The sequence below is a fragment of the Kitasatospora sp. Xyl93 genome (assembly GCF_055383135.1).
In genome coordinates, this window is sequence record NZ_AP029185.1 from 5,812,417 (window position 1) to 5,836,823 (window position 24,407).

Annotated in this window: 23 protein-coding genes and 1 pseudogene; 10 read left to right on the top strand and 14 right to left on the bottom strand. The window is 70.0% G+C overall.

Going from position 1 to position 24,407, the window contains the following annotated elements:
- Nucleotides 1-65 precede the first annotated feature (65 nt).
- Complete coding sequence (locus ACZ5GH_RS25710; protein ID WP_464335340.1) at nucleotides 66-764, top strand: LAETG motif-containing sortase-dependent surface protein; 699 nt, start codon at nucleotides 66-68, stop codon at nucleotides 762-764.
- 86 nt (nucleotides 765-850) lie between these two features.
- On the opposite strand, the gene ACZ5GH_RS25715 is transcribed toward ACZ5GH_RS25710, so the two are convergent.
- The gene (locus ACZ5GH_RS25715; RefSeq protein ID WP_387758048.1) at nucleotides 851-1,570 is read right to left on the bottom strand and encodes an ABC transporter permease; all 720 of its coding nucleotides are present in this window, start codon (nucleotides 1,568-1,570) and stop codon (nucleotides 851-853) included.
- Nucleotides 1,571-1,617: 47 nt separating this feature from the next.
- Nucleotides 1,618-2,544, bottom strand: coding sequence for an ABC transporter ATP-binding protein (locus ACZ5GH_RS25720; protein ID WP_464335341.1), 927 nt, complete (start codon nucleotides 2,542-2,544; stop codon nucleotides 1,618-1,620).
- 155 nt (nucleotides 2,545-2,699) lie between these two features.
- Here ACZ5GH_RS25720 and ACZ5GH_RS25725 point away from each other — a divergent pair, with 155 nt between their 5' ends.
- The 8 genes from ACZ5GH_RS25725 to ACZ5GH_RS25760 all read left to right on the top strand — a co-directional run bounded on the left by ACZ5GH_RS25725 (nucleotide 2,700) and on the right by ACZ5GH_RS25760 (nucleotide 9,560).
- Nucleotides 2,700-3,566 carry a helix-turn-helix transcriptional regulator gene (locus ACZ5GH_RS25725; RefSeq protein ID WP_464335342.1) on the top strand — a complete coding sequence of 289 codons (867 nt, stop codon included), beginning with the start codon at nucleotides 2,700-2,702 and terminating at the stop codon, nucleotides 3,564-3,566.
- A 9-nt stretch (nucleotides 3,567-3,575) separates the two neighbouring features.
- On the top strand, nucleotides 3,576-4,991 hold the full coding sequence (gene sufB / locus ACZ5GH_RS25730; protein ID WP_387758023.1) for a Fe-S cluster assembly protein SufB: 1,416 nt from the start codon (nucleotides 3,576-3,578) through the stop codon (nucleotides 4,989-4,991).
- 62 nt (nucleotides 4,992-5,053) lie between these two features.
- Nucleotides 5,054-6,286 (top strand): Fe-S cluster assembly protein SufD, encoded by a 1,233-nt coding sequence (sufD, locus tag ACZ5GH_RS25735; RefSeq protein WP_464335343.1) that lies wholly within the window; start codon nucleotides 5,054-5,056, stop codon nucleotides 6,284-6,286.
- Between the two features lie 5 nt (nucleotides 6,287-6,291).
- Nucleotides 6,292-6,609, top strand: a complete 318-nt coding sequence (locus ACZ5GH_RS25740) for a bifunctional 3-phenylpropionate/cinnamic acid dioxygenase ferredoxin subunit (RefSeq protein WP_153463212.1) — start codon at nucleotides 6,292-6,294, stop codon at nucleotides 6,607-6,609.
- 6 nt (nucleotides 6,610-6,615) lie between these two features.
- Entirely contained in the window at nucleotides 6,616-7,380 is a 765-nt protein-coding gene (gene sufC, locus ACZ5GH_RS25745) for a Fe-S cluster assembly ATPase SufC (protein WP_380455919.1), read from the top strand.
- Nucleotides 7,377-8,645 (top strand): cysteine desulfurase, encoded by a 1,269-nt coding sequence (locus ACZ5GH_RS25750; RefSeq protein WP_387758027.1) that lies wholly within the window; start codon nucleotides 7,377-7,379, stop codon nucleotides 8,643-8,645. The genes sufC and ACZ5GH_RS25750 overlap by 4 nt, the downstream gene beginning before the upstream one ends.
- 20 nt (nucleotides 8,646-8,665) lie before the next feature.
- A complete protein-coding gene (gene sufU, locus ACZ5GH_RS25755) occupies nucleotides 8,666-9,118 on the top strand; it encodes a Fe-S cluster assembly sulfur transfer protein SufU (protein WP_387758029.1) in 453 nt (150 codons plus the stop codon).
- A 109-nt stretch (nucleotides 9,119-9,227) separates the two neighbouring features.
- A complete protein-coding gene (locus ACZ5GH_RS25760) occupies nucleotides 9,228-9,560 on the top strand; it encodes a metal-sulfur cluster assembly factor (protein WP_078860786.1) in 333 nt (110 codons plus the stop codon).
- A gap of 711 nt (nucleotides 9,561-10,271) precedes the next feature.
- Here ACZ5GH_RS25760 and ACZ5GH_RS25765 read toward each other — a convergent pair.
- The 11 genes and pseudogenes from ACZ5GH_RS25765 to ACZ5GH_RS25815 form a co-directional block, all read right to left on the bottom strand.
- Entirely contained in the window at nucleotides 10,272-10,724 is a 453-nt protein-coding gene (locus tag ACZ5GH_RS25765) for a hypothetical protein (protein WP_387758030.1), read from the bottom strand.
- 753 nt (nucleotides 10,725-11,477) lie between these two features.
- Nucleotides 11,478-12,152, bottom strand: coding sequence for a YdcF family protein (locus tag ACZ5GH_RS25770; protein ID WP_387758031.1), 675 nt, complete (start codon nucleotides 12,150-12,152; stop codon nucleotides 11,478-11,480).
- A gap of 9 nt (nucleotides 12,153-12,161) precedes the next feature.
- Complete coding sequence (locus ACZ5GH_RS25775; protein ID WP_387758032.1) at nucleotides 12,162-12,710, bottom strand: hypothetical protein; 549 nt, start codon at nucleotides 12,708-12,710, stop codon at nucleotides 12,162-12,164.
- A 176-nt stretch (nucleotides 12,711-12,886) separates the two neighbouring features.
- Nucleotides 12,887-13,780 (bottom strand): hypothetical protein, encoded by an 894-nt coding sequence (locus ACZ5GH_RS25780; RefSeq protein WP_387758033.1) that lies wholly within the window; start codon nucleotides 13,778-13,780, stop codon nucleotides 12,887-12,889.
- 141 nt (nucleotides 13,781-13,921) lie between these two features.
- On the bottom strand, nucleotides 13,922-14,410 hold the full coding sequence (locus tag ACZ5GH_RS25785; RefSeq protein ID WP_387758035.1) for an NUDIX hydrolase: 489 nt from the start codon (nucleotides 14,408-14,410) through the stop codon (nucleotides 13,922-13,924).
- A gap of 167 nt (nucleotides 14,411-14,577) precedes the next feature.
- Nucleotides 14,578-15,534 (bottom strand): thiopeptide-type bacteriocin biosynthesis protein, encoded by a 957-nt coding sequence (locus ACZ5GH_RS25790; RefSeq protein ID WP_464335344.1) that lies wholly within the window; start codon nucleotides 15,532-15,534, stop codon nucleotides 14,578-14,580.
- Between the two features lie 7 nt (nucleotides 15,535-15,541).
- Entirely contained in the window at nucleotides 15,542-16,723 is a 1,182-nt protein-coding gene (locus ACZ5GH_RS25795; RefSeq protein ID WP_464335345.1) for a lanthionine synthetase C family protein, read from the bottom strand.
- On the bottom strand, nucleotides 16,720-19,653 hold the full coding sequence (locus tag ACZ5GH_RS25800; protein WP_464335346.1) for a lantibiotic dehydratase: 2,934 nt from the start codon (nucleotides 19,651-19,653) through the stop codon (nucleotides 16,720-16,722). The genes ACZ5GH_RS25795 and ACZ5GH_RS25800 overlap by 4 nt, the downstream gene beginning before the upstream one ends.
- 207 nt (nucleotides 19,654-19,860) lie before the next feature.
- Nucleotides 19,861-20,007, bottom strand: coding sequence for an FxLD family lanthipeptide (locus tag ACZ5GH_RS25805; RefSeq protein ID WP_387758329.1), 147 nt, complete (start codon nucleotides 20,005-20,007; stop codon nucleotides 19,861-19,863).
- A 64-nt stretch (nucleotides 20,008-20,071) separates the two neighbouring features.
- The gene (gene fxlM / locus ACZ5GH_RS25810; RefSeq protein ID WP_464335347.1) at nucleotides 20,072-21,307 is read right to left on the bottom strand and encodes a methyltransferase, FxLD system; all 1,236 of its coding nucleotides are present in this window, start codon (nucleotides 21,305-21,307) and stop codon (nucleotides 20,072-20,074) included.
- Nucleotides 21,308-21,332: 25 nt separating this feature from the next.
- A pseudogene (locus tag ACZ5GH_RS25815) lies at nucleotides 21,333-21,641 on the bottom strand (ATP-binding protein); the annotation flags it as partial.
- Between the two features lie 390 nt (nucleotides 21,642-22,031).
- Between ACZ5GH_RS25815 and ACZ5GH_RS25820 the strand changes: the two are divergent.
- Nucleotides 22,032-23,372 carry a hypothetical protein gene (locus ACZ5GH_RS25820; protein ID WP_464335348.1) on the top strand — a complete coding sequence of 447 codons (1,341 nt, stop codon included), beginning with the start codon at nucleotides 22,032-22,034 and terminating at the stop codon, nucleotides 23,370-23,372.
- Here ACZ5GH_RS25820 and ACZ5GH_RS25825 read toward each other — a convergent pair.
- Nucleotides 23,369-24,397: an NAD-dependent epimerase/dehydratase family protein gene (locus tag ACZ5GH_RS25825; protein ID WP_387758337.1), complete on the bottom strand. Its 1,029-nt coding sequence runs from the start codon at nucleotides 24,395-24,397 to the stop codon at nucleotides 23,369-23,371. The genes ACZ5GH_RS25820 and ACZ5GH_RS25825 overlap by 4 nt on opposite strands.
- Nucleotides 24,398-24,407 lie beyond the last annotated feature (10 nt).

Below are 24,407 nucleotides of genomic sequence, written 5' to 3' on the forward strand. Positions count from 1 at the left end.
TAGCGGGCCACCGCGAACCACTCAACACGCCTGCTGCACAGGACCGTTCGGAGGGGAAAAAGGTAATGGCACGACAGCAGCGGCACTTCGCGATCGGTGCGACGGCACTCGCCGGCACGGCTGCGGCCGGTTTTCTACTGCCCCTGGCACTGGCCACCAACGCCTCGGCGCACGTGCCGAGTTGGACGGTGACCTGCGACAAGATCGTGATCGATCTGATCAACTACAGCCCCAAGGCCGACGTGAAGAACACCGTCAGCCTCACCATCGACGGCGAGAAGGTCCTGGACGCCAAGGCCTTCCCCGCGGAGTTCCACGGCTCCTTCCCGGTGAAGGACCACAACAGCCCGATCAAGGCGAACCTGGTGGTCACCACCACGGAGAACCCGAACGAGAAGGGCTGGAACATCAACGAGACCAAGACCATCGAGCCGTGCCACACGCCGACTCCGACCCCGACCCCGACCAAGACCCCGACGCCCACCCCCACGCCCACCCCCACCAAGACGCCGACGCCGACCCCGACGCCGACCGTGACCCCGTCCACCCCGCCGGTCACGCCCCCGGCCACCCCGACCCCGTCGGCCACGCCCACCCCGAGCAAGTCCCCGACCCCGTCGCCCACCAGCAGCGCCCCGGCGCTCGCCCAGACCGGTAGCAGCGACGCGACCCCGATGATCGCGGCGGCCGGCGGCGGCGTGCTGCTGGTCGGCGGCGCGCTCGTGCTGCTCGCCCGCAAGCGCCGCGGCGGCAGCGCGAGCTGACGCTCCGCGAGCCGGCAACGGCGACCGCAACCACGACGCCCCCCGGCCACCTGGTGGCCGGGGGGCGTCGTGCGCCGAGCCGCCGGTCACTCCCAGCGGAAGAAGCGGGCGGCCGCGGCCAGGCCGAGCACCGACCAGCCGGCCAGGATGCCGAGGTCCGCCCACGGCACCCCGGCGCCGTCCTGGAGCACCGACCGCAGGCCGTCCGAGAGCGCCGAGATCGGCAGCAGCTCCAGCACCGACCGGACGGCCGAGGGGAACCTGCTCAGCGGCACGATCACCCCGCCGGCGAGCAGCAGCAGGACGAACACCAGGTTGGCGCCGGCCAGGGTGGCCTCGGCCTTCAGGGTGCCGGCCATCAGCAGGCCGAGCCCGGAGAAGGCGGCGGTGCCGAGGACCAGCAGCGCGGCGACGGTCAGCGGGTCGCCGTGCGGGGACCAGCCGAGGGCCAGTGCGATCACCGACAGCAGCGCCACCTGCAGCGCCTCCGTCACCAGGACGCAGCCGGTCTTGGCGGTCAGCAGCGCCCAGCGCGGCAGCGGGCTGGCGCCGAGCCGCTTCAGCACGCCGTAGCGGCGCTCGAAGCCGGTGGCGATCGCCTGGCCGGTGAAGGCGGTGGACATCACGGCCAGCGCGAGCAGTCCGGGGGCCAGGAAGTCGACCCGCTTGCCGGGGCCCTCGACCGCGACGATGTCCACGGCGGAGAACAGCACCAGCAGCACGGTCGGGATGACCACGGTGAGCAGCAGCTGCTCACCGTTGCGCAGCAGCATCCGGGTCTCGAACGCGGTCTGGGCGAGCAGCATTCGGCCGACGGGCGCGGCGCCCGGCCGGGGCGAGTAGTCCGTACGTGTCACGAGCGCAGCTCCCGTCCGGTCAGGTCGAGGAAGACGTCCTCCAGGCTGCGGCGCTGGACGGACAGCCGTTCGGGCAGGATGCCGGAGGCCGCGCACCAGCCGGTGACGGTGGCCACCAGCCGGGGGTCGACGGGCGCCTCGACGCGGTAGCTGCCGGGCGCGGTCTCGACGGCGGTGGCGCCCTCGGGTAGTTCCTTGAGCAGCGGGCCGAGGTCGAGGCCGGGCGGGCCGTCGAAGCGCAGCGCGCCCTCGGCGCCGTCGCGACACAGCTCCTCGACGGTACCGTCGGCGATCACCCGGCCGCGGTCGACGACGGCGACCCGGTCGGCGAGCTGCTCGGCCTCGTCCATGTGGTGGGTGGTGACGACCACGGTGACGCCGTCCCGGCGCAGGTCGCGCACCAGGTCCCAGGTGGCCCGGCGGGCCTGCGGGTCGAGGCCCGCGGTCGGCTCGTCCAGGAAGACCAGCTCGGGGCGGCCGACCACGGCCATCGCCAGGGCGAGCCGCTGCTGCTGGCCGCCGGACAGCCGCCGGTACGCGGTGCGGCCGCAGGAGCCGAGGCCGAGGCGGTCGACCAGGGCGTCCACGTCCAGCGGGTGGGCGTGCAGCCGGGCGGTGTGCCGCAGCATCTCGACGGCGCGCGCGCCCGCGTACACGCCGCCGGACTGCAGCATGACGCCGATCCGGGGCCGCAGCGCGGCGTTCTGGGCGACCGGGTCGAGACCGAGGACGCGGACGGTGCCGGCGTCGGGCCGGCGGTAGCCCTCGCAGGTCTCGATGGTGGTGGTCTTGCCGGCGCCGTTGGGGCCGAGGACGGCGGTGATCGCGCCGGCCGGGATGGTGAGGTCGAGGCCGTCCACCGCGACCTTGTCGCCGTAGCGTTTGACCAGCCCGGCGATCTGGACCGCGGGTTCGGAGTGCATACCGGCGAGTGTAAGAGGGCCCGACAGGACCGCCGGACGGCGGCCTGGATGATCGTTTTCCCAGTTCAGGTAAGGCTTACCTGCGTGATCGATGCCACCGATGAGGCATGGGTCACGGCTTGTCCCCGCGGAAGGAATTACGCAACACTGGTGTTGTGAAAAACATGCGCGAGCACGCCCAGCAGCAGGAGGTCGAGTCGGCCTCCTCCTGCGACGTGCCCGTGACGGCGGCCGAGGTGCTGCTGGACGGCCACCGGGCCACCCGGGACCGGGTCGCCCGGTCGATCCTGGACCACGGCCCGTCCTCCGCCGCCGATCTGGCGAGCCGGCTCGGCCTCACCGCCGCGGCCGTCCGCCGCCACCTCGACGGGCTCGCCGCCAGCGGCCTGGTCGAGTCCCGCGACCAGCGGGTCTACGGCAGCCGCGGCCGGGGCCGTCCGGCCAAGGTCTTCGCGCTCACCGACGCCGGCCGGGACGCCTTCTACCAGGCGTACGACCAGCTCGCCGCTGACGCGCTGCGCTGGATCGCGGACTCGGTGGGCGGCGGCAAGGCGGGCGAGGAGGCGGTCGCCGCCTTCGCCCGCGCCCGGTTCGGCAAGCAGGCCGAGAAGTACCTGGAGGCCCTGCGCCTGGCCGCCGCCGGCGAGCGCACCGAGGCGCTCGCGCAGGCGCTGAGCGCGGACGGGTACGCTGCCACGGTGCGGCGTGTCCCGTCGGCCGCGGCCAAGGCCCCGGCGGGCGCCCAGCTCTGCCAGCACCACTGCCCGGTCGCGCACATCGCCGAGCAGTTCCCCCAGCTCTGCGAGGCGGAGACCGAGGTCTTCTCCCAGCTCCTGGGCACCCATGTGCAACGGCTGGCCACGATCGCCCACGGCGACGGGGTCTGCACCACCTATGTGCCGGCACCCGGTGCCGCATCGTCGTCCGCCCGGCTGCCTTCGGGCCGCGGCTCCGATGCGGTGCCGACTGCCAGCACGTCGGAAAATTCCGCGTCCACCGAAGATTCTGCGTCCGCGCGTTAGGAAGCTCGCATGACTGACACCGTTTCGCACCCCGAGCTCGAGGGCCTGGGCAATTACGAGTACGGCTGGGCCGACCCGGACACCGCCGGTGCGGCGGCCAAGCGCGGGCTCAGCGAGGAGGTCGTCCGCGACATCTCCGCGAAGAAGAACGAGTCCGAGTGGATGCTCAACCTGCGTCTCAAGGGCCTGAAGCTGTTCGGCAAGAAGCCCATGCCGACCTGGGGCTCGGACCTCACCGGCATCGACTTCGACAACATCAAGTACTTCGTCCGCTCCACCGAGAAGCAGGCCGAGTCCTGGGAGGACCTGCCGGCGGACATCAAGGCGACGTACGACAAGCTCGGCATCCCGGAGGCGGAGAAGCAGCGCCTGGTCGCCGGCGTCGCCGCCCAGTACGAGTCCGAGGTCGTCTACCACCAGATCCGCGAGGACCTGGAGGAGCAGGGCGTCATCTTCCTGGACACCGACACCGCGCTGCGCGAGCACCCGGAGCTGTTCAAGGAGTACTTCGGCACCGTGATCCCGGCCGGCGACAACAAGTTCGCCGCGCTGAACACCGCGGTGTGGTCCGGCGGCTCGTTCATCTACGTGCCGAAGGGCGTGCACGTGGACATCCCGCTCCAGGCCTACTTCCGGATCAACACCGAGAACATGGGCCAGTTCGAGCGGACGCTGATCATCGTCGACGAGGACGCCTACGTCCACTACGTCGAGGGCTGCACCGCCCCGATCTACTCCTCCGACTCGCTGCACTCGGCGGTCGTGGAGATCATCGTCAAGAAGGGCGGCCGCTGCCGTTACACGACGATCCAGAACTGGTCGAACAACGTCTACAACCTGGTCACCAAGCGCGCCGTGGCGTACGAGGGCGCGACCATGGAGTGGGTCGACGGCAACATCGGCTCCAAGGTCACCATGAAGTACCCGGCCGTCTACCTGATGGGCGAGCACGCCAAGGGCGAGACCCTGTCGATCGCCTTCGCGGGCGAGGGCCAGCACCAGGACGCCGGCGCCAAGATGGTCCACATGGCGCCGAACACCTCGTCCAACATCGTCTCCAAGTCGGTGGCGCGCGGCGGCGGCCGGACCTCCTACCGCGGTCTGATCGAGATCGGCGAGGGCTCCAAGGGCGCCAAGTCCAACGTGCTCTGCGACGCGCTGCTGGTCGACACGATCTCCCGCTCGGACACCTACCCCTACGTGGACGTCCGCGAGGACGACGTGTCCATGGGCCACGAGGCGACCGTCTCCAAGGTCAGCGAGGACCAGCTGTTCTACCTGATGAGCCGCGGCATGACGGAGTTCGAGGCGATGGCGATGATCGTCCGCGGCTTCGTCGAGCCGATCGCGCGCGAGCTGCCGATGGAGTACGCGCTGGAGCTCAACCGGCTGATCGAGCTGCAGATGGAGGGCGCGGTCGGCTGACGACCGGCCGGACCCCGCCCACCGACTTTCGAGTTTTCGAGGAAGAGAGCACCACGACAGCCATGGCTGACGTTCAGAACACCACCGGGGCGACCACCGCCGGTTCGATCGAGGTCGGCACCGCCGGCGCGGGCGCGCAGCTCGCCGGCCCCGGCACCGGCCGGACCACCGTCCAGCAGCCGATCGACGCGCGCGTCGCGGTCAAGCCGTCCTTCGACGTGAACGACTTCCCGGTGCCCACCGGCCGCGAGGAGGACTGGCGGTTCACCCCGCTGCACCGCCTCGCCGGGCTGCACGACGGCACGGCCGCCGACGGCGAGCGGGGCGAGGACAAGGTCGAGTTCGCGCTGCCGGACGGCGTCACCGCCGAGACCGTCGGCCGGGACGACGCCCGGCTCGGCAAGGCCGGCATGCCGGTCGACCGGGTCGCCGCGCAGGCGTTCAGCGGCTTCGAGCAGGCGCTCGTGGTGACCGTCCCCCAGGACGCGGTGCTGACCGAGCCGGTCCGGATCGACGTGCGCGCCGCGGGCGGGGTCCGCTTCGCCCACGTGGTGATCGACGTCAAGCCGTTCGCCGAGGCCGTCGTGGTGCTCAACCACGAGGGCACCGGCACCCGGGCCGCCAACGTCGAACTGCTGGTCGGCGACGGCGCCAAGCTGACCTTCGTCTCGGTGCAGGACTGGGAGCGGGACGCCGTCCACGTCGCCCAGCACAACGCGCTGGTCGGCCGGGACGCCACGTTCAAGTCCGTGGTCGTGACCTTCGGCGGCGACCTGGTCCGCCTGCACCCGCGGGTCAACTACACGGGCCCCGGTGGCGAGGCCGAGCTGTTCGGCCTGTACTTCGCCGACGCGGGCCAGCACCTGGAGCACCGCCTGGTCGTCGACCACGACACCCCGCACTGCCGCTCCAACGTCGCGTACAAGGGCGCCCTCCAGGGCCAGGACGCGCACGCGGTCTGGGTCGGCGACGTGCTGATCCGCGCCGCCGCGCTCGGCACCGACACCTACGAGCTCAACCGCAACCTGGTGCTCACCGACGGCGCGCGGGTCGACTCGATCCCGAACCTGGAGATCGAGACCGGCGAGATCGTCGGCGCCGGCCACGCCTCGGCGACCGGCCGCTTCGACGACGAGCAGCTGTTCTACCTGATGGCCCGCGGCATCCCGGCCGACGAGGCCCGCCGCCTGGTGGTGCGCGGCTTCTTCGCCGAGCTGCTCCAGCAGATCGGCGTGGCCGAGGTCCAGGACCAGCTCATGGAGAAGATCGACGCCGAGCTGGAATCGGCGGTCTGAGCGAGATGACCTTCCTCCGTGCCTGCGCGCTGAGCGACCTCCAGGAGGACGTTCCCAAGCGCGTGGACCTCAACGGCGTGCCGGTCTCCGTCGTCCGCACCGACGAGGGGGTGTTCGCGATCAACGACATCTGCTCGCACGCGAACGTCTCGCTCTCCGAGGGCGAGGTCGAGGACTGCATGATCGAGTGCTGGCTGCACGGCTCCAGCTTCGACCTGCGCACCGGCAAGCCCTCCGGCCTGCCCGCCACCAAGCCGGTCGCTGTCTACCCCGTAAAGATCGAAGGGGACGATGTGCTCGTCTCCGTCAACCAGGAGTCCTGAGTACACATGGCAACCCTTGAAATCCGCGACCTGCACGTCTCCGTGGAGGCCGAGAACGGCCCGCGCGAGATCCTGAAGGGCGTCGACCTGACCGTGAAGCAGGGCGAGACCCACGCCATCATGGGTCCGAACGGCTCCGGCAAGTCCACCCTGGCCTACTCGCTGGCCGGCCACCCGAAGTACACCGTCACCGGCGGCTCGGTGCTGCTGGACGGCGAGGACGTCCTGGAGATGTCCGTCGACGAGCGCGCCAAGGCCGGCGTCTTCCTGGCCATGCAGTACCCGGTCGAGGTCCCGGGCGTCTCGGTCAGCAACTTCCTGCGCACCGCCGCCACCGCCGTCCGCGGCGAGGCCCCCAAGCTGCGGCTGTGGGTCAAGGAGGTCAAGGAGGCGATGGCCGCCCTGCAGATGGACCCGGCCTTCGCCGAGCGCAACGTCAACGAGGGCTTCTCCGGCGGTGAGAAGAAGCGCCACGAGATCCTCCAGCTGGAGCTCCTCAAGCCGAAGATCGCGATCCTCGACGAGACCGACTCCGGTCTGGACGTCGACGCGCTGCGGATCGTCTCCGAGGGCATCAACCGGGTCCGCTCGACCGGCGAGGTCGGCACCCTGCTGGTGACCCACTACACCCGCATCCTGCGGTACATCAAGCCCGACCACGTCCACGTCTTCGCGGGCGGCCGCATCGTCGAGTCCGGCGGCGCCGAGCTGGCCGACAAGCTGGAGAACGAGGGCTACGAGGCGTACGTGAAGGGGGGCGCGTCCGAGTGACGCATCCGTTTACGGGTCATAGCGGCCTCCTCGACACCGACGCGATCCGCAAGGACTTCCCGGTCCTCCAGCGACTGCTGCACGACGAGAAGCCGCTGGTCTACCTGGACAACGCGGCCACCTCGCAGAAGCCGCGCCAGGTGCTGGAGGCCCTGAACGCCTACTACGAGCGGCACAACGCCAACGTCCACCGCGGCGTGCACGTGCTCGCCGAGGAGGCCACGGCACTGTACGAGGGCGCCCGCGACAAGGTCGCGGCGTTCATCAACGCGCCGAGCCGCAACGAGGTGATCTTCACCAAGAACGCCTCGGAGTCGCTCAACCTCGTCGCCAACATGCTCGGCTGGGCCGACGAGCCCTACCGGGTGGACGCCGACTCCGAGATCGTCATCACGGAGATGGAGCACCACTCCAACATCGTCCCGTGGCAGCTGCTCTCGCAGCGCACCGGTGCGAAGCTCAAGTGGTTCGGGCTGACCGACGAGGGCCGGCTCGACCTGTCGAACATCGACGAGCTGATCACCGAGCGGACCAAGGTGGTCTCCGTCACCCTGGTCTCCAACCTGCTGGGCACGGTCAACCCGGTCGAGACCATCGTCCGCAAGGCCCAGTCGGTCGGCGCGCTGGTCGTCGTCGACGCCTCGCAGGCCGCCCCGCACATGGTGCTGGACGTGCAGGCGCTGGAGGCCGACTTCGTCGCCTTCACCGGCCACAAGATGCTGGCCCCGACCGGCATCGGCGTGCTCTGGGGCCGCCACGAGCTGCTGGAGGACCTCCCGCCGTTCCTCGGCGGCGGCGAGATGATCGAGACCGTCACCATGGGCTCGTCCACCTACGCCCCGGCGCCGCACAAGTTCGAGGCCGGCACCCCGCCGATCGCCCAGGCGGTCGGGCTCGGCGCGGCCGTCGACTACCTCCAGGGCATCGGCATGGAGAAGATCGCGGCGCACGAGCACGCGATCACCGAGTACGCCGTCGAGCGGCTGCTGGAGGTCCCGGACCTGCGGATCATCGGCCCGCGCACGGCCGTGGACCGCGGTGCCGCGATCTCCTTCACCCTCGGCGACATCCACCCGCACGACGTGGGCCAGGTGCTGGACGAGCAGGGCATCGCCGTGCGCGTCGGCCACCACTGCGCGCGGCCGGTCTGCCTGCGGTACGGAATTCCGGCGACCACGCGGGCGTCGTTCTATCTGTACTCGACGCCGGGCGAGGTCGACGCGCTGATCGACGGCCTGCACCACGTCCGGAACTTCTTCGGCTGACGGGACGGGGCAGGACGACCATGAAGCTCGACTCGATGTACCAGGACATCATCCTGGACCACTACCGCAACCCGCACGGCAAGGGGCTGCGGGACGGCGACGCCGAGGTGCACCACGTCAACCCGACGTGCGGCGACGAGATCACCCTGCGGGTGAAGCTCGACGGCGCGACGGTGGCCGACGTCTCGTACGAGTCCCAGGGCTGCTCGATCAGCCAGGCGAGCGCCTCGGTGCTCAACGACCTGGTCGTCGGCAAGAGCGTGGGCGAGGCGCAGGCCGTCCAGGAAGCCTTCCTGGAGCTGATGCAGAGCAAGGGCCAGGGCGAGGGCGACGAGGAGGTGCTGGAGGACGCGGTCGCGTTCGCCGGCGTCTCCAAGTACCCGGCACGGGTCAAGTGCGCCCTGCTCAGCTGGATGGCCTGGAAGGACGCCACCGCCCAGGCGCTCGCCCAGAACCCCACCGCGAACGACTGAACCCGCAGAGGAGGACAAGACCATGAGTGACGAGAGCACCACCACCGGCGCCGCCACCACCGGTGCCACCGGCGCCGAGGCCTCCGCTGCGGAGGGGCAGCAGCCCGGCATGATCGTCGGCACCACCGCCGGCACGGTCTCGGTCGAGGACCTGACCGAGGCCCTGATGGACGTCGTCGACCCCGAACTGGGCATCGACGTCGTCAACCTGGGCCTGATCTACGGCATCCACATCGACGAGTCCGACGTGGCCACCATCGACATGACGCTCACGTCGGCGGCCTGCCCGCTGACCGACGTCATCGAGGACCAGGCCAAGACCGCCACCGACGGCCTGGTGCAGGACCTGCGCATCAACTGGGTCTGGATGCCGCCGTGGGGCCCGGACAAGATCACCGACGACGGCCGCGACCAGCTCCGGGCGCTGGGCTTCAACGTCTGAGGTCTTCCGCCGTCAACGCCGCTGCCGCGCGAACCCACGGGGTCGCGCGGCAGCGGCGTTTCCGGGCTGCTCCTTCGCCCACCGCAGGGTGAACACCCGTGCGTGATCTGGTGTGTTGGGTAGGTCCACCGCCGTTCCCCACCATCCACCCCCCACCCGCCTGCCGGCGGGTGCCCGCCCCGGGCCCGGCCGCGTGCCGCCCGGCCGGGCGGCACGCGGCGCTGGTGGAGCCGGGTGACGTACCCGCCGGGGCCCGTCGGACCGGCAGGACAGCGTCTCTCAGGTGGCGTAGGAGTCCCCGATACGGGCCATGCGATAGCCGCAGCTTGCGCACTTCAGCTTGCCCGGCTTCATGGCGTCGATGAGGAGGACCCGCTTCTCAGCACGGTGGCAGTGCGCTGGGCTGCCGTCTCGAAGCCGAAGGAAACACAAGGGGTCGTGGAGGCCGTGGCTGAACTGCGAGCCGCAGAAGCACAGTTGGACCGATTCCACGCCGACGATGCGGAAGGCTTCTACTCCGGAGCCTCCGCGGAGTGTCGCACACCCCTCCACGGTTGGTGGTCTGAGCGCCCCGTCTCCCTTCGCCCATGCACCACGGGCCCCGCGCTACCGGGGCTGCCGCCGGAGTCGTGCGGTGAAGGGGTCGCGTCGCTTACGAGTAGCCGTAGCCGGTAGGGGCGTGGACGATGCGGCCGCGGATAGCGAATCCCGCTATCGCGGGATTGACTTAGCGAAAGCTGCTAAGTCAGCTTCTAGCTTCTTACGGAGCTTTGGAAGCGGCTGACTCTCTGCCGGGACATCGACGCGTGACATTGCGTGTGCCGTGGCAGCCACAAGGATTGCGGAGCCCTTCATCCGCTGGAAGATTTCACCAGCCCCCAAGGGGGCGAACAGCATGATGTCGGGCTCATGTTCCTCGAAGAAAGTCGAAGCCGCATTTTGTGCATATGAGATGTGTGAAAGGGTGACTTTAGCTCTTTCTGGCCTGAGGATCGGAGTGCTCGGAATGGCCTCAATGAGGATCTTTGTAAGCCGGTAAAGCTCACGGTAGATGGAACCCATTCGGCCACTTGGCCGGGCTTGGCGCACGTGGATCCCGCCGTTGATCATTCCAGCCTGAACGGCGAAATCAACATCGCTGCCGTTGATCTGATTCTCGATCATGTTCCTCCCGCCCTGTCTGCAACAGGGTAGGGCGGGTCACTCGGTTGGTCTAACCCGCGCGCCTCGGAGTACGCCGAATGGCGGGATGTGCGGTCGTTGGTGGATCACGGGTCACGGATTACGTAGTCCGTGGCTCAGGGGAGGGAGAGGAAGTCATGCGCACGCGGTGCCTTGACTGTAGGGGGTGGGCTACCAGCGGCGGCCGGTGCGACGAGCACCGTCGGGCCTACGAGGCTGGCCGTACCGGGCAGTCCCACCGGAAGCGCAAGGCGGCTATCTCTGCCGATGCCAATGCCGCGGCTCGTCTACGGAAGGCCGGGTGCAGCGACTCCGCGTGTGGTGGTCGCTACCAAGTTCTGTACGGATGCCCACGGGAAAGCCGCCGCACGGGCCCGCAAGGCCACGGAAGCGGTCACAAGAAGCCGCCCAACGCCCACAGGGCCTACGGGGGACCGCTACCCGGCACTCCGGGCCATCTGGGACGCCGTGGCCGCCCAGGTCGCTACCGAAGGCGTCATGGTGGCCGGCTCTTCCGGCGTACCGGTCGCACACCCGCTGCTGCGCTTCCTGGGGCAGCTCGACACCTCGCTGTCGGCACACGAGCGGGCCAGCGAGGCAGCCAGCGAAGCCGACCCCCATCGCGGTGGCCCAGGCTGCCGTCCGGACTGCCATGGAGGCTTACCGCCGTGAACAATCAGGGGAAACAGGTTGGGCTGATGGATGGCGCACGTCCGGCCAAGCGGCAGCCGGATATCAGGACTTGATGAGCCGTGTGTCGAAGCCGGCGCGGCTGAGCCGGTCGTAAGCGGCATGGACTTCCTCCGGGACCTCCTGCTCGACGGCGAACCCGAGCTTCGGGTACTCGACCACCCGCTGCATGTCTCCGACGAGCATGTCGATGACGTGTTTCTCGCTCCCGATGACCTTCACGTAGTCGTTGAACTCCAGCGGTACCGAGGAGCAGATCACCTCAACGTCCGGCCACAGCTTGCGGCAGGTGGCGAACGCGCGCCTCTCCATGTACGGCATGGCGATCAGCATCACGGACCGGACCTCACGGCCGGCCGAGGCCAGCACCTCACGTGAGAGGCTGATGTTCTGTCCGGTGTTCGTGGCGTTCGGCTCCAGCAGGATCGCGGACTCCGGGACGCCGAGCTCAAGGGCGTGCTCGCGAAAGTGCACCGCCTCGCCCCGGGGGAACCGCTCCGGATGGATGGGATTGGGACCACCGGTGAAGACCAGAGTCGGAAAGAGACCCTGGTGGTACAGCTCGGCCGCGTAGACCGGCACGCCGAGATCGTGACTGCCGAGACCGATCGCGGCATCGCAAGGCCGTGCTTCGTGGTGCATCTGGTGGTAGTCCCAGATGGTCTGAGCATCCCGCCACTGCTCATCCGTGATCACAAGCTGAATGTCCGCCACCCGCATACTCCTTGATCACCGGCGTCCCAGAGCAGGCCGGCGGCCGTAGTCCCGCCGGATACCGTCGATGCTCTGTAGTCGGTGACTCATACCGTACTTTGCGGCCAGTCCGGCAGCCGCGGCGAGAACGGCGAGCCCGTTCGTGGCGGTAGCCGGATCGGACAGGAGGATGTGCCCGTGCGCAGTGTCGAGGCGGACCCGCTGCATAGGCGAGTCGAGCGCGCTCGTTGAGCGGGCGATGTCGATGAAGTGCAGTGCTCCGGACAGGTCGCCGGCTCCGCGGTGCGCCAGAGCGAGCTTCTGTTGGGCGATCAACCAGTCCTTGACCTCGGACAGGTTCTCGAAGTCCCGGCTGGCGGCCCGCATGACGGAGGCAGCGTAGTCATGGTTCCCGTTCTTGCTGAGTGCGGTCCCGACCCACATGCGCGCCCTGGCCCGATCCCGGAGGCTGAGCCGGTCATCCATGGCCAGCTGTTCGTACTGACCGGCTGCGCTGTCGTGCTGCCGCGCGAACCTGCGGGTTCGCGCGGCAGCGGCGTTTCCGCGCTTCGGGCGGGTGGACACCCGTCGTGATCCGGTGTGTTGGGTAGGTCCACCGCCATTCCCCACCATCCACCCCCCTCCCGCCTGCCGGCGGGTGCCCCCCTGGCCGCGCGCCGCCCGGCCAGGCGGCGCGCGGCGCTGATGGAGCAGGGTCACGCGCCTGTCGGAGCCTCTGAGGACCGGTGGTACAGCGTGTCTCAGGCGGCGACGCGCGCAGGTCGGACCCCGGTCATCGCGGAGCGCAGAGCAGCTCGGACCCGGGCGGCGCCGGCAGCTGCCACGTCCGCTCCCTGGCCGATCGTGGGGGTTCGGGCTGCCAGACCGGCGCACGGGCGGCAGATGCCCGGTCGGGGCACGGGGTCGTGGCATTTGGCGCACTCGGCGTACCGGGCCGGTGACCGTGCGGCGGACCGGGCGGGCGGCATCTTGTGCTCCAGGCGGTAGCGGAGCACGGCGGCCGCCGAGTGCATCGGGACGGGCAGGCCCGGCAGCAGGGCGTGGGCGAGGTCGGTCGGCGTGCTGCCGCGAGCCAGCCACTGGGCGACCAGGGGAGCGAGTTCGCGCGCTTCGGCCTCGCCCAGGCGCAGGCGGGGTTCGGGGCGGATCACTCGGAACAGAGTGGCCACCGCTTCCCGCACCTCTTCGGTCTCGGAGACCTCCTCCCGTCCTTCCGGATCGACGCCGTCGCGCGGACCGGCGGGGAGGGAGGATTCTTGGTGCCGGTTCTTTACAACAGGGCCGACAGTACGACCGGCGGCCGCTTCACCGGAGGCCGGAGGGGTGGCACTCGGTTGCGCGAGCTGCGGGGTGTCGTAGACGTGGGTTTCGGTGATGATCGTGCCGTCGGGCATGCGGATCTTCTCGACGCGGTAGTACCCGGCCTCGGCCAGCTCCTTCAGCGCCTTGCGGACCGCGCCGCGCCCCTGCGGGCTGGAGTCGGCCATGTGTCGACCGTCCTCTCGCCAGCCGTCGGGTCGGGAGAGCAGATCTGCGAGCAGGCCGCGGGCGGTGTAGCTCAGCCGCCGGTACTGGAGCAGGGCGTTGGACAGCACGGTGAAGTTGCGCACGTGGGCGCTACGATGGACGCGCATCGGGAGGTTGGACTCCTGTTGCCGGACCCCGGGGTGTTGGTAGCACCGCCGGGGTCGCCTGTTTTCGGTTGGATTACGGAACGTATCACGGCAATTGACGCCGAGTGAGGCCTTTGTGAAGGCGTGACCATCTGTTTGCGGTTACCTGATGGTGAGGAATTCCCCACGTTCGACCGCCTTGCGGAGGACCACGGCGATCTCCTGGGGCAGGAGGTTGAGTGCGTCGAGGGCCCCGGCGGTGAGGGGGATCTCCTGCAGGAGGTACTTGCCCCGGCCCCGCTGGCGGAACTCGGGGCCGGTGCGGTCCTCGAAGCTCCACTTCTCGATGGTGGCGAGGTAGAAGTCCTGGCGCTCGTCGGCGGTCTGGATGGTGTGGAGGAGGCTGACGATCTCGGCCTCGCCCGCGATCTCCTCGCGGACCTCGCGCAGCAAGGCTTCCTCGGGGCTGGCGTCGGTCGGCTCGACCTTGCCGCCGACGACCACCCAGTACGGGTCGATGCCGGGTCGGATGCGCTTGATCAGCAGCATGGTGTCATTCGGGGTAAGGAGGACGGCTCGGACGCGGTGCTGCACGGTGGCTGCTTCCTGTTCGTTGGCGCGGGGCGGGCCAGTGGCGGATCCAGTCGCCATCGATGTGCAACGACTGGCCGGTGATGAAGGACGCATTGGGGCCGGAGACGAAGGCGACATCCTCGGTGGCTCCGGTCAAGGAACGCCGGGGTCGTTGGCACTAACGCCACAGGAGCGTTCTCACGATTCGAGTATGGATGTTCCGCATCGTCCGTCCCTCGATGAGTTCATCGCCTCAGTGTGGGGACTCCGAGGATGTGGTTGCGTGCGGCACGGGCGAGGGTGGCCTGATGCGGGGTGGGGATCGCGGCGCGGTTCCAGTGGAAGGCAATCATGTGCGCGAGGACGTCGCGCAGGCCACGGGTGAGGCTTCCGCACAGCGCGAGGTCGGCCAGTTCACGGCCCGCGCGGGCGAAGGCGTGGACGCGATCGGCTTCTGCGTGGAGGGCTTGGCCAGGGGCGGTCATGGCGAGGGTGTCGGCGGACAGTAGCGCTCCGATCTTGTCAGCGCCCGGTTGCGGTGGTTCTGCGGGTGCCGGGCGCATGGCGGCGACCCGGGCCCAGACATCACCCTGCTCCGTCCACTCCTGGCCGGCGGCACGGAGCATGGTGCTGCACAGCAGGACGGACAGTTCTCGCCGCCCGACGCGCCGGGTGTCCGGCCGATGGCCTTCGGCCAGGACGGCACGGCTGTCGGCGTGGAAGAGGGCGTGCGCCGCTTCGATGCCCAACGGGCCGCCGAGGGCTTCGGTTTCGGGCTCGTAGATGCCGGGTGACCAGGACGCGATCGTGCCCTGGTGCTGGAGCCGGTCCAACTGCTCGGCCAGATGGGTGCAAAGTGCGGGGTGGCCGGTGTGCAGGCGAAGCCGCCAGTACGGGTGCTTGCGGACGTACCACCAGGAGGTGACGGCGCCTCGGATTTCGGCGTCGCGCAGCGTGGGCGCGAGGTGGGCGGCCATGGCGGCCTCGGCGCTGTGCCATTCGGTGGGCCGGATGTTGACTTGCACCCAGGTGTCGGGCGGGGTGGAGATGGCGGAGCGGCCGGCGGTGCGGTAGGTCTCGGCGGCGGTGGCCAGGTCGGCGGCGTCGATGCCGAGGCGGGCGGCCTCTCGGGTGGTGTCGGCTCCGGTGAGGACGGCGAGGATCGCCTGTTCCAGACACGGCGGTTCGCTGTGGCGGGCCATGAGCGCTTCAGGCGAGGAGCAGGCAGGCGTCCCAGCCGGTGGCGGGGGCGCCGCCGCGGTCGGCCGCGTGCAGGGCCAGGCGCGCTCCGGTGGTTCCGTCGAGGAACCCCGGCTCTCGGGCGGGGAGTCGGGCGTGGAGGAGGGTGCGCAGGGCGGGCAGGTGGGCGGTGAACTGGTCCGGACTGGTGGCGTCGTGGGCGACGCGGTGGACGCTGTGCAGGAGCCCGGCGGCTCCGTGACACAGGCCGGCGTCGGTGACCAGGTCGAGTTGGGCGGGGTCGGTGATGCAGCGCAGCAGGACGTGTTCGGCGGAGCGCTTGCGGTGGGGGTCCCCGAGGGCGATGGCGGCGAGTTGCTGGGCGCGGGCTTGGCCGGGGGTGCCGTAGCACCAGCTGGGCCGGGGCGGGCCTTGCTGGAGGACTACACCGAGGCGATGTTCGTCCGCTGTGACCCACTGGGGCCACCAGGGTTCTCCGGAGAGACCGGGCTGACGGAGGGAGTCGAGCCAGTCGAGGATGCGCAGAATGGCGGCGGTGTGGCCTTCGACGGTGGCTCCTGCGAGCTTGGCCAGGGCGAGGAGGGCAAGGGGGCCGGTGATGCCGTGGGCGAGACCGAGGTTGCCGTGGCCGTCGGGGAAAGCGGCGGAGGTTCGTCCGGCGGGGTCGTAGCGAACCCACCAGCCGGGCAGGTCGGTTCCGGGCAGCGGCTCGGTGAGGCGGACGAGGTAGGTGAGGACGTCGTGCAGGGTGTCGCCGTGCGGGTCGCGCCTGAGCAGGTAGGCGCCGAAGCCGGTGAGCCCGTACAGCAGGTCGTACTCGGCAGCACGGGCGAACTCGCCGGAGTTGATGCGGGCGTGGGCCTGGTCGAGGCGGCGATGGACGAGCTGGTGGATGGCCTTGTCCAGGGTGAGCAGCGTCTTCGCGTAGCGCTCGCTGCCTGCGGCGGCGGTGTGGAGGGTGAAGGCCAGGGCCGGCGCGCCGATGAATAGGGCGGCGTTGTCAGAGCCGATGAGGGCCTGGCCGGTCATGCCGGTCAGCCAGTCCTGGACGGTGCTCCAGGAGGTGTGTCCGAGTGCGGCGCGTTCGATGTGGAGCAGGGTGATGCCCACGGCGCCGGTGGCCAAAGACTGGGCGGCGTCTGCGTCGGCGGGGCCGCACGACGCGGTGCTGCGGGCGGTGGCGGGATTCATCGGGGGCGGCTTCCCTGGTGTCGGTGGGTGAGGGCGAGCGCGGTGGCGCGGGAGAGGCGGTGGCAGTCGCGCTCGCTGTCCTGGTCGATCCCGGCGGCACGGATGTGGTGCATGTGCAGGAGCGAGGCGAGGACGGAATCCGGGTCGGGCCCGGTGTGGGTGCGTAGGGCGGCACGGTAGGCGTGCACGGCGGTGCGGCGTATCTCCCAGGCACGGATGATCTCGGTTCCGGTCTCGGCGCGTAGCCCGGCCCGGGCGTCGTCCGGATCGGCGAGGTGCAGCGTCTGCGCGAGTACGGCTCGGTCGAGGCACGGAGCACCGTCGGTGCGGGTGATGCGTTCGGCCAGCCAGGCCGCCCCGGTCCCGGTGTCGCCGGTGAAGGCGGCAGCGAGGTCGATGAAGCTGGCGGCGGTGAGGGCCTGTCGGCTCAGGCGGCCAGGCCCGGTGTGGCGTTGCTGGGCGAGGGCGGCGGTGGAGTCGGCGACGAAGACGGCTTCGGCCAGCTCCAGCAGGAGGCCGGTTCCGTAGCGTCCGGTCTCGGGCTGATAGGTGTCCCACTGGAGGCGGCCGGTGACCAGGCCCGCGGCACGCAGGGCGCTGGTCCAAGCGGCGGTTCGTCGGGCGAGGCAGTCGAACGGGCCGCTCTGACGGATGCGGAGGCGCAGGTGAGGCTCCGGGTCGCGGTAGGGGACGAACCAACAGTCCGGACCTGCGAGGGTCGCGAGCAGCTCGGGTAGGCGGGCCAGAATCGCGCTGTGCCGCACCGGCTGGGCATAGACCTTGGCGTACGCCCAGCGACTCCGAGGATCGGCCGGTTGCTCGCCGGACAACGCCGTGGCGACGGCCCCCAAGTCCACTGCCGCCGGCCGGTGCGGCTTCTGGAGACAGACGAGCGGTAGGACGATCTCCGTAGCTCGGCCGTCCGCCCAGCCGAGGTCGTTCGGGCCGGGGGCCTGCCGCAAGACGGTCCTGCCGCTGCGCTCCAGCTGGGCGCGAAGCAGTTGCCGGTGCGAGCGCTGGTCGAGGTCGAGCCGCAGGCGCTGGTCGCCGTTGCCGAGGTCGACGTACGTGGGGATCCGCAGGCGGTGGCGTACGCCGTCGAAGGCCCGCTCCCATTCCGCCGGGTTCTGGCCTCGGGCGGGGAGATCGGCGGCGTTGAGTCGCCATCGGGCGGTGGCCAGGATGATGCGTCCGTGCCGGACGGCGGGCAGCACCGGCAGGGCCTCGGCCAACGTCCCCCAGGAGAAGGGGACGAGAACGGCCGCGCGGGCGCGGGGCAGCTCGGTGAGGAACCGGGCGAGCGGGTGGGCGAAGTTGACCGCCTCGACGGCGTTGAACACCGCCGGCTCGATCACCTGCCCGGAGGCCCGGGAGAGCAGGCGCATCCGCCGGGCGTCGGAGGTCACCAGCAGGTCCCGCAGCGGCAGAGTCCCCTGGGCGTGCTCGGCGACGGCGATCACGTCGTCCAGGACCCGCGGTGTGCGGGCGACGTTGTCGGTGTCGGCCCACAGCGGCGGGCAGGATACCTGGACCCGCCGGGCATCGGTGCTCAAGGTAGGGACGTCGCGCAGCTGGGCCGAGAGGCGGCGCAGATCGGCATGGGGCAGGTGCAGGAATCTGCCGATGGTCGTGCCCGCACCCTGTGACAGGCCGGTGACCACGAGGCGGAAGTCGCGGTCGTTGAGATGCTGTCGGCTGGCGGCGTGGATCCGGACGCAAAGGTCGAGGTGGGGCGGTAGGTGATCGGCCTGCTCCCCGAGACCGGGCAGCAGCTCGGAAAGTTCGATGGCGTCCGTCGCGTCGAGGGCGGCGAGCTGCGCGGCCTTGACCAGTTGCTTGTCGCGGGCCGTCACCGGGGCGATCGGAAGATCCAGGACACTGGTGCGGTACCCGGCCGGGAAGCCCAGCCCGGTATCGGGATTCACCAGGTCCAGCAGCGGCACCAACGCTCCGATGCCGTACCGCTCCAGGAACCGCAGCTGGTAGTCGCGCCATGCCGGAGAGCCGTTCGGGTGGGGGCTGGCCTGGGCGAGCAGGGCGGCGGCAGTCTCCGCTTCGCGGGCCACCGTGTGCGGGATGACCAGGTCGGCGCCGAGCTGGAGGTCGACGGCGAGAGCGGGACGATCCGCTCCGCCGGTCAGCTCCCGCAGGCGGGCGCGCTCCTCCCGCTGTGCTCGGCTCGGAGCCACGTTGTGTGCGGTAGTCCTGCGGGCGATGTCGCCCAGCAGTCGGACGATGCCTACGACCGCGGGGATCGACTCGGCCTCGGCCTCGGTGAGCCGGTCCAAGACGTGTTCCAGCGGGTTGCAGGTCATCGGTGGCCGCAGGGCGGTGGCCAGAACGCCGTGGTGGACCAGTTGCGCGAGCATTCGGTGGGTCTGCTCGGGGCCGGCGCCGGGGTGGGCGTCTAGCACGAGTTCGGCCAGGTGGCCGAGGCGGATCGGTTGCCGGGCCGAGTCGATCGCGATACGGACAGGCTCGGTGCAGCGCAGGGCGACCTCGGTGGGTGCTCCGACGGGCTGGTGGTGGTCAGGCCGGCGGAGCGGTACCACCAGGTGGTCGCCACGCACCTTGCAGGTCTGATCGGCCGTTACCGGCAGGCGCGGCAGCAGCTCGGGGTCGCGCTCAAGCAGGTCGGCCACACCTGCGAGCCACCGGGCGTCGGGCCGGACGATCGCGCGGTGGTCCATGTTCCAGGTGCCTTCCAGCGCGTGGCCGGCCCGTACCGGGACGACGCCGGCGAACAGACCGAAGGGAGTGGCGCGGTGGCGCTGGCGCAGCAAGTAGCGGACGAGCGTCCCACCGGCCTTGCGAACGGCACGAGGAGCATCCACCCGGCCGTCGATGATGTCCTCGACGCGCGCGGCGTAGGCGGGATTGGCCAGGAGGACGGCCTCGGCGAGTTGCGGGTCCGCCCAGGTGTGGGACATCCAGGACCGCCACGCCGTTGTCGCGGTCGGACCGGCATCGAGGTCCGGCCATGGGCGGACCTCGGGTGTGCCGGTGTGTACGACGGCGCGTAACAGCGCCACGTCCAGAGCCCGGTACATGTGCGCCTCCAGCTCGGGGTCGGTGAGGTCGTTGCCCGCACCTGGTGCCGGGGCCGTGCTGGCCCCGGCACCAGGTGCGGGTGTGGATCAGGCGATGCAGCCGCTGTTGGAGCAGGCCGACTGGCAGGTCTTGCCACAGCCGTCATCGGTGCTGCTCATCAGCTCGCCGATCACGGGGCCCTGCTCGATGATCGTGACGTCCAGCTCGAAGCCGTCGTCCTGGTCCTGAGCCATGGCTCGTACCTCCTGGAGGAGTTGGGGAAGGGTGAGGTGGTGCTTCACCTGGCATCGGGGCCGGTCACGGCTTTCCGGGCCAGGAGATGGCGATGCGGGTGTGGGTCTTGTCGACCACACGGCCCGCGGGCAGCCGGTCGTCCGGAGTGCCGGCCGGGTGGACCTCGAAGCGGGCACCGGGGCCGCTCCGGTGCTCCTGGTCCCAGACGCGGATCTCGCGGACGAGGTGGGCGGCGATAGCGGCGGCGGCCGGGCCGTGCCCGTACGCGCCGAGTTCGAAGCGGGCGCGGGTCTCGTCGGTGGGCCGGACGGTGCGGTACGCGAGAGTGCCGCCCACCACGACCGTGGCCACGCCGAGCGGGGAGGCGGACGCGACAATCCCCTTGTCCCGTGCGGCCGGTGTGGCCGTCAGCCGCGTGTGACCGACCAGCGCGGTGGCCAGCCACAGGTCCAGGTCGTCGATCGGCTCCTCACCGCCGACCGTCACACCCGACCACACCTCCTGCCGAGGCGACGCCAGAGCCGCGCGCAGGGCTTCGACGTCCACCTGATCGCCGTCGTCCAGCCGCAGCCCGACCTCCTCGCCCGGCACCTCGTGCAGCAGTACCAGGCGTTCGCGGTTCTCCTCCAGGCCCTGCATCGGCACGAACCCACAGAGCTCGTACCCGGTGCTCACCAGGTGGTCGTCCTCGCGGACGAGCACGACCGACCGCATCAGGCCTCGAAGGCGCAGCGGCACGACGATCCGCCCACCAGGAGCCAGTTGCTCCACCCAGGCCGGTGGAACGTCCGGGGCCCCGACCGTGACCACGACCAGATCGAACGGAGCACGCTCCGGAACGCCGAAAGCGCCGTCTGCGGTGATAACCCTGACGTGCTCGTAGCCGGCGAAATTGAGCAGTCGGCGGGCACGGCCGGTGATCTCCGGGTCGATGTCCATGGTGGTGACCGCACCGTCGGGAGCGACGAGTTCGGCCAGGTAGGCGGCGAACATGCCGCCGGAGCCGATCTCCAGAACGTTCTCCCCGGGCCGGGGGCCCGCCTGCTCCAGCATGAACGCCTGGATACGCGCGGCGGAGACGGAACTGATGGCGAGCCCGTCCTTGTCGCGCTTGGTCACCACGGCGCGCTCCGGGTCGTAGGCGTCGGCGGGCTGCGCCTCGGGGGTGAAACGCTCGCGCGGGACACGGCCCATGACCTCGGCGATGCGCGCGGTACGGATCGTCCCGTCCTCGCGCAGCGCCGCGACCATGGCGGCGCGCAGGGTCTCCGGGGCGTTCGGTGCGGGTTCGGTGGTCACGATGTCTCCTTGGTGTTGGTACGCGCTACAGGCAGCGGGGGCGAGCCAGGACGTCGGCGATTCGAACGCTCACCCAGACCTTCTTGGTGGTGGCCGCCAGCTCCTCTCCCATGGCGTGCGCCAGGCTCCGAACGAGGAGCAGCCCGCGACCATGTTCGTCGTCGCCGTCGGCCTGAACCGCGAGCAGAGGCAGGTCGGGGCGGGAGTCCAGGACCTCGATGCGGCAGTAGCCGTCGGTCTCGTCAACCAGCACCCTGACGACGTCGCCCGGCTTGCTGGCGTGCCGGATCGCGTTCGTCGTCAACTCGACGAGGACGAGCAGGACGTCGCGAGCCCTTTCGCCGTCCGATTCTCAGCCCCACTCCCGGAGCTTGGAACGCACGATGCGACGTGCCGTGGGAACCGAGGCCACCTCCGCAGGGAAAGCGCCCTTCCAGCGATGGAGAAACCTCTCACATCCGATGGCCACCATGTGCATCGCTCCGATCGGCAGGAGCGCTTGAACGCCCCCGTTCTTGGTTGCCTGCGGGGATCAACCTTGGACTGGTAGCCGGGACAGAACTACTGGCAGACCCTGGACACTTGCCGCTCTTTGGGGTGACCGGTGGAGACAGTCCGCGGACAGTTCGGAGACACTTCCGCGCGAGTCGTGTGAGCTGAAGCCCGGCGGTGGTAGGCAGGGAACAGACGCAGTTCGCACCGGGCTGCGGCGAAGGGAACGGCGATGAACCTGTTCGATGCCTTGGTCACCGAGTCCGGCATGGACTTCCGCGGTTTCCTGGCCGAGTACAGGCGGGCCGCCGCACTGCTCCACGAGAGGACCGGCGATCTCGCCTTCAGGAACGTCGACCTGACGGACAAGAGCTTCATGCGGTGGCGCTCCGGCCAGGTCGCGCGACCCCATCACCCAGCGCCCGCGATCCTCAAGCACATCTTCGGTAGGTCGGTGAACGAGCTCTTGGCTCCTCGGAGTGACGAGCAAGTCCGATCGCTGCTCGCAGTGGTGGACCCTGTGCTCGATGAAGGAGAGATGGCCATGACCGCACGAGATGCCCGCGTCCACGCCGCCGACGCGGCTGCTCGACTCCTGCCGGATCTCAGCCTCGACCAGCTCGAAGACGACCTGGTACGCCTGGCCCGGGACACCGGGGCCAAACCGCCGCATCTGATCTTCATGTCAGCGAAGGAACTGCTCGGCGTCGCAAGGGTTCAGCTGGATCGCACCCAGGCGTTGTCGCAACGAGGACGTCTGTACCGCGTGGCCGGCCAGGCCTCAGCGCTCCTGGCCGCTTGCGCCTTCGACCTCGGCGCCATGCCCTACGCGTTCGAACTGACGCGGGCAGCAGCCCTGTACGGCCAGGTTGCCGAGCACCAGCCCCTGCAGGCATACGCCCACGGCTACCTGGCTGTCCTGTACTACTGGAGCGGTAACCCCGCCCAAGCCGTCCGCAAGATCGAGGAGGCTCGGTCGTTCTCCGGCATCGGTGCCACGGGCAGGGCGCGGCTGGCTGCGATCGCGGCCCGTGCATACGCGCATCGAGGCCGAGCTGACGAAGCTCACCGGGCGATAGTGGAGAGTGTGGCCGAGCGCGGGCGTGTCGAGGATGACTTGCACGACGGCGTGGGTGGCGAGTTCGACTTCGACCTGGAGCGGGTCGAGATGAGTAACAGCGCCAGCTTGTTGCTCCTGCGGGACAGCGCTGGCGCCGAGGCCTCTGCCCGGCGGTCACTGGAATTGATCGCTGCCCGCTCCGCGAACTCCAACCCTCTTGTCATTGTTCCCCAGGCCCGGGCCGATCTGGCTTCCGCCCTCCTGATGCGCCATGATCTGGACGGCGCCGCTGATGCGCTTGCCCCGGTGCTCACCCTCCCCCGAGAGTGGCGCGGTGCGGGCCTTACGGGCAGGGTCAACGCGGTCCGAGCCGAGTTGGCGTTGCCGGCCTTTCGTAGTGCTCAGCTAGCGCGGGATCTTGCGGACCAGATCGACGACTTCACCTTGGTAGCTGCGCCTCAGGTTCTGGGACCTGGCACGACGCGGATCGCCCTCGGTGGAGGCGGTCACTAGCGCACGCTGTTCAGGACGGCCTGCTCCTTGGCGGGCTCGATTCCGTGCTTGGCCCAACGCCTGTGCGGAACAGGCATGTTGCCTTGCCTCAGCCATTGCCAGGTGTCGGCCACGGTCTCTGCGAGCGGCCGGCTGTGGAAGCCGGCCGCGATCGCCGAGGACGAGTCGATGACGGACACGCCAGGGTGCTTCCACCACAGTGGCAGTTCGGTCCACTGTCGCAGGCCGTGGCGAAGCAAGATCTCGTCCTCCACCCAGAGCAGCTCTCCGGTACTGCCGGTCACGTCCATACACGCCTGGAGGAAGCCGCCCATCGTCTCCCGGCCGATCGGACTACCGAGGTTGTGGACCTGATGACCGACAGATAGAGCTTGGTCGAGCGCGAAGGTGGCGACGTCCCGAACATCGACCGCTTGGACCCGTCGTGTGGGGTCCCCAGGCGCGAGAATGACTCCGCCCCGCTCGGCTCGGCGCAGCCACCACGGCAGTCGGCCGACGTACTCCCCGGGGCCGAGGATCACGCCCGGCCTGAGGAGGCTCGTTCGGGCGAGACCGAACGTCTCGGTCACCATATGCTCGGTACCCGCCTTCCGTTGCCCGTAGTCGGGGTTGATGCCCGAGGCGCTGTCCGACGGCCGAACAGCGTCCGGCCCGGCACCGGCCGAAGCCACCCAGACCGGGGAACAGATGTTCAGGGGTTCAGCGGGCCAGCCTTCGTACACCGCGACCGTGGAAACGTACACGTAGCGGCCGACGACCGGCTCCAAGACGTGTGCGCCCGACCGGACAACATGCGGCGACAACTCCGAGGCCGAGGTGTCGATCACGGCGTCCCATGGGCCTTCACTGGCCAGGCGCGCCAGGTCTTCGGGGCGTTCCCGGTCGCCGTGCACGGAGGCCGCCCCGGGCACCGGGACACCGGACAGTCCCCGCGTGAACGTGGTCACCTCCCAGCCTCGTTCCAGCGCGCCACTCACGACCGCGCGGCCCAGGAACCAGCCGCCACCCAGCACGAGAATCCTCATGCGTTGATCC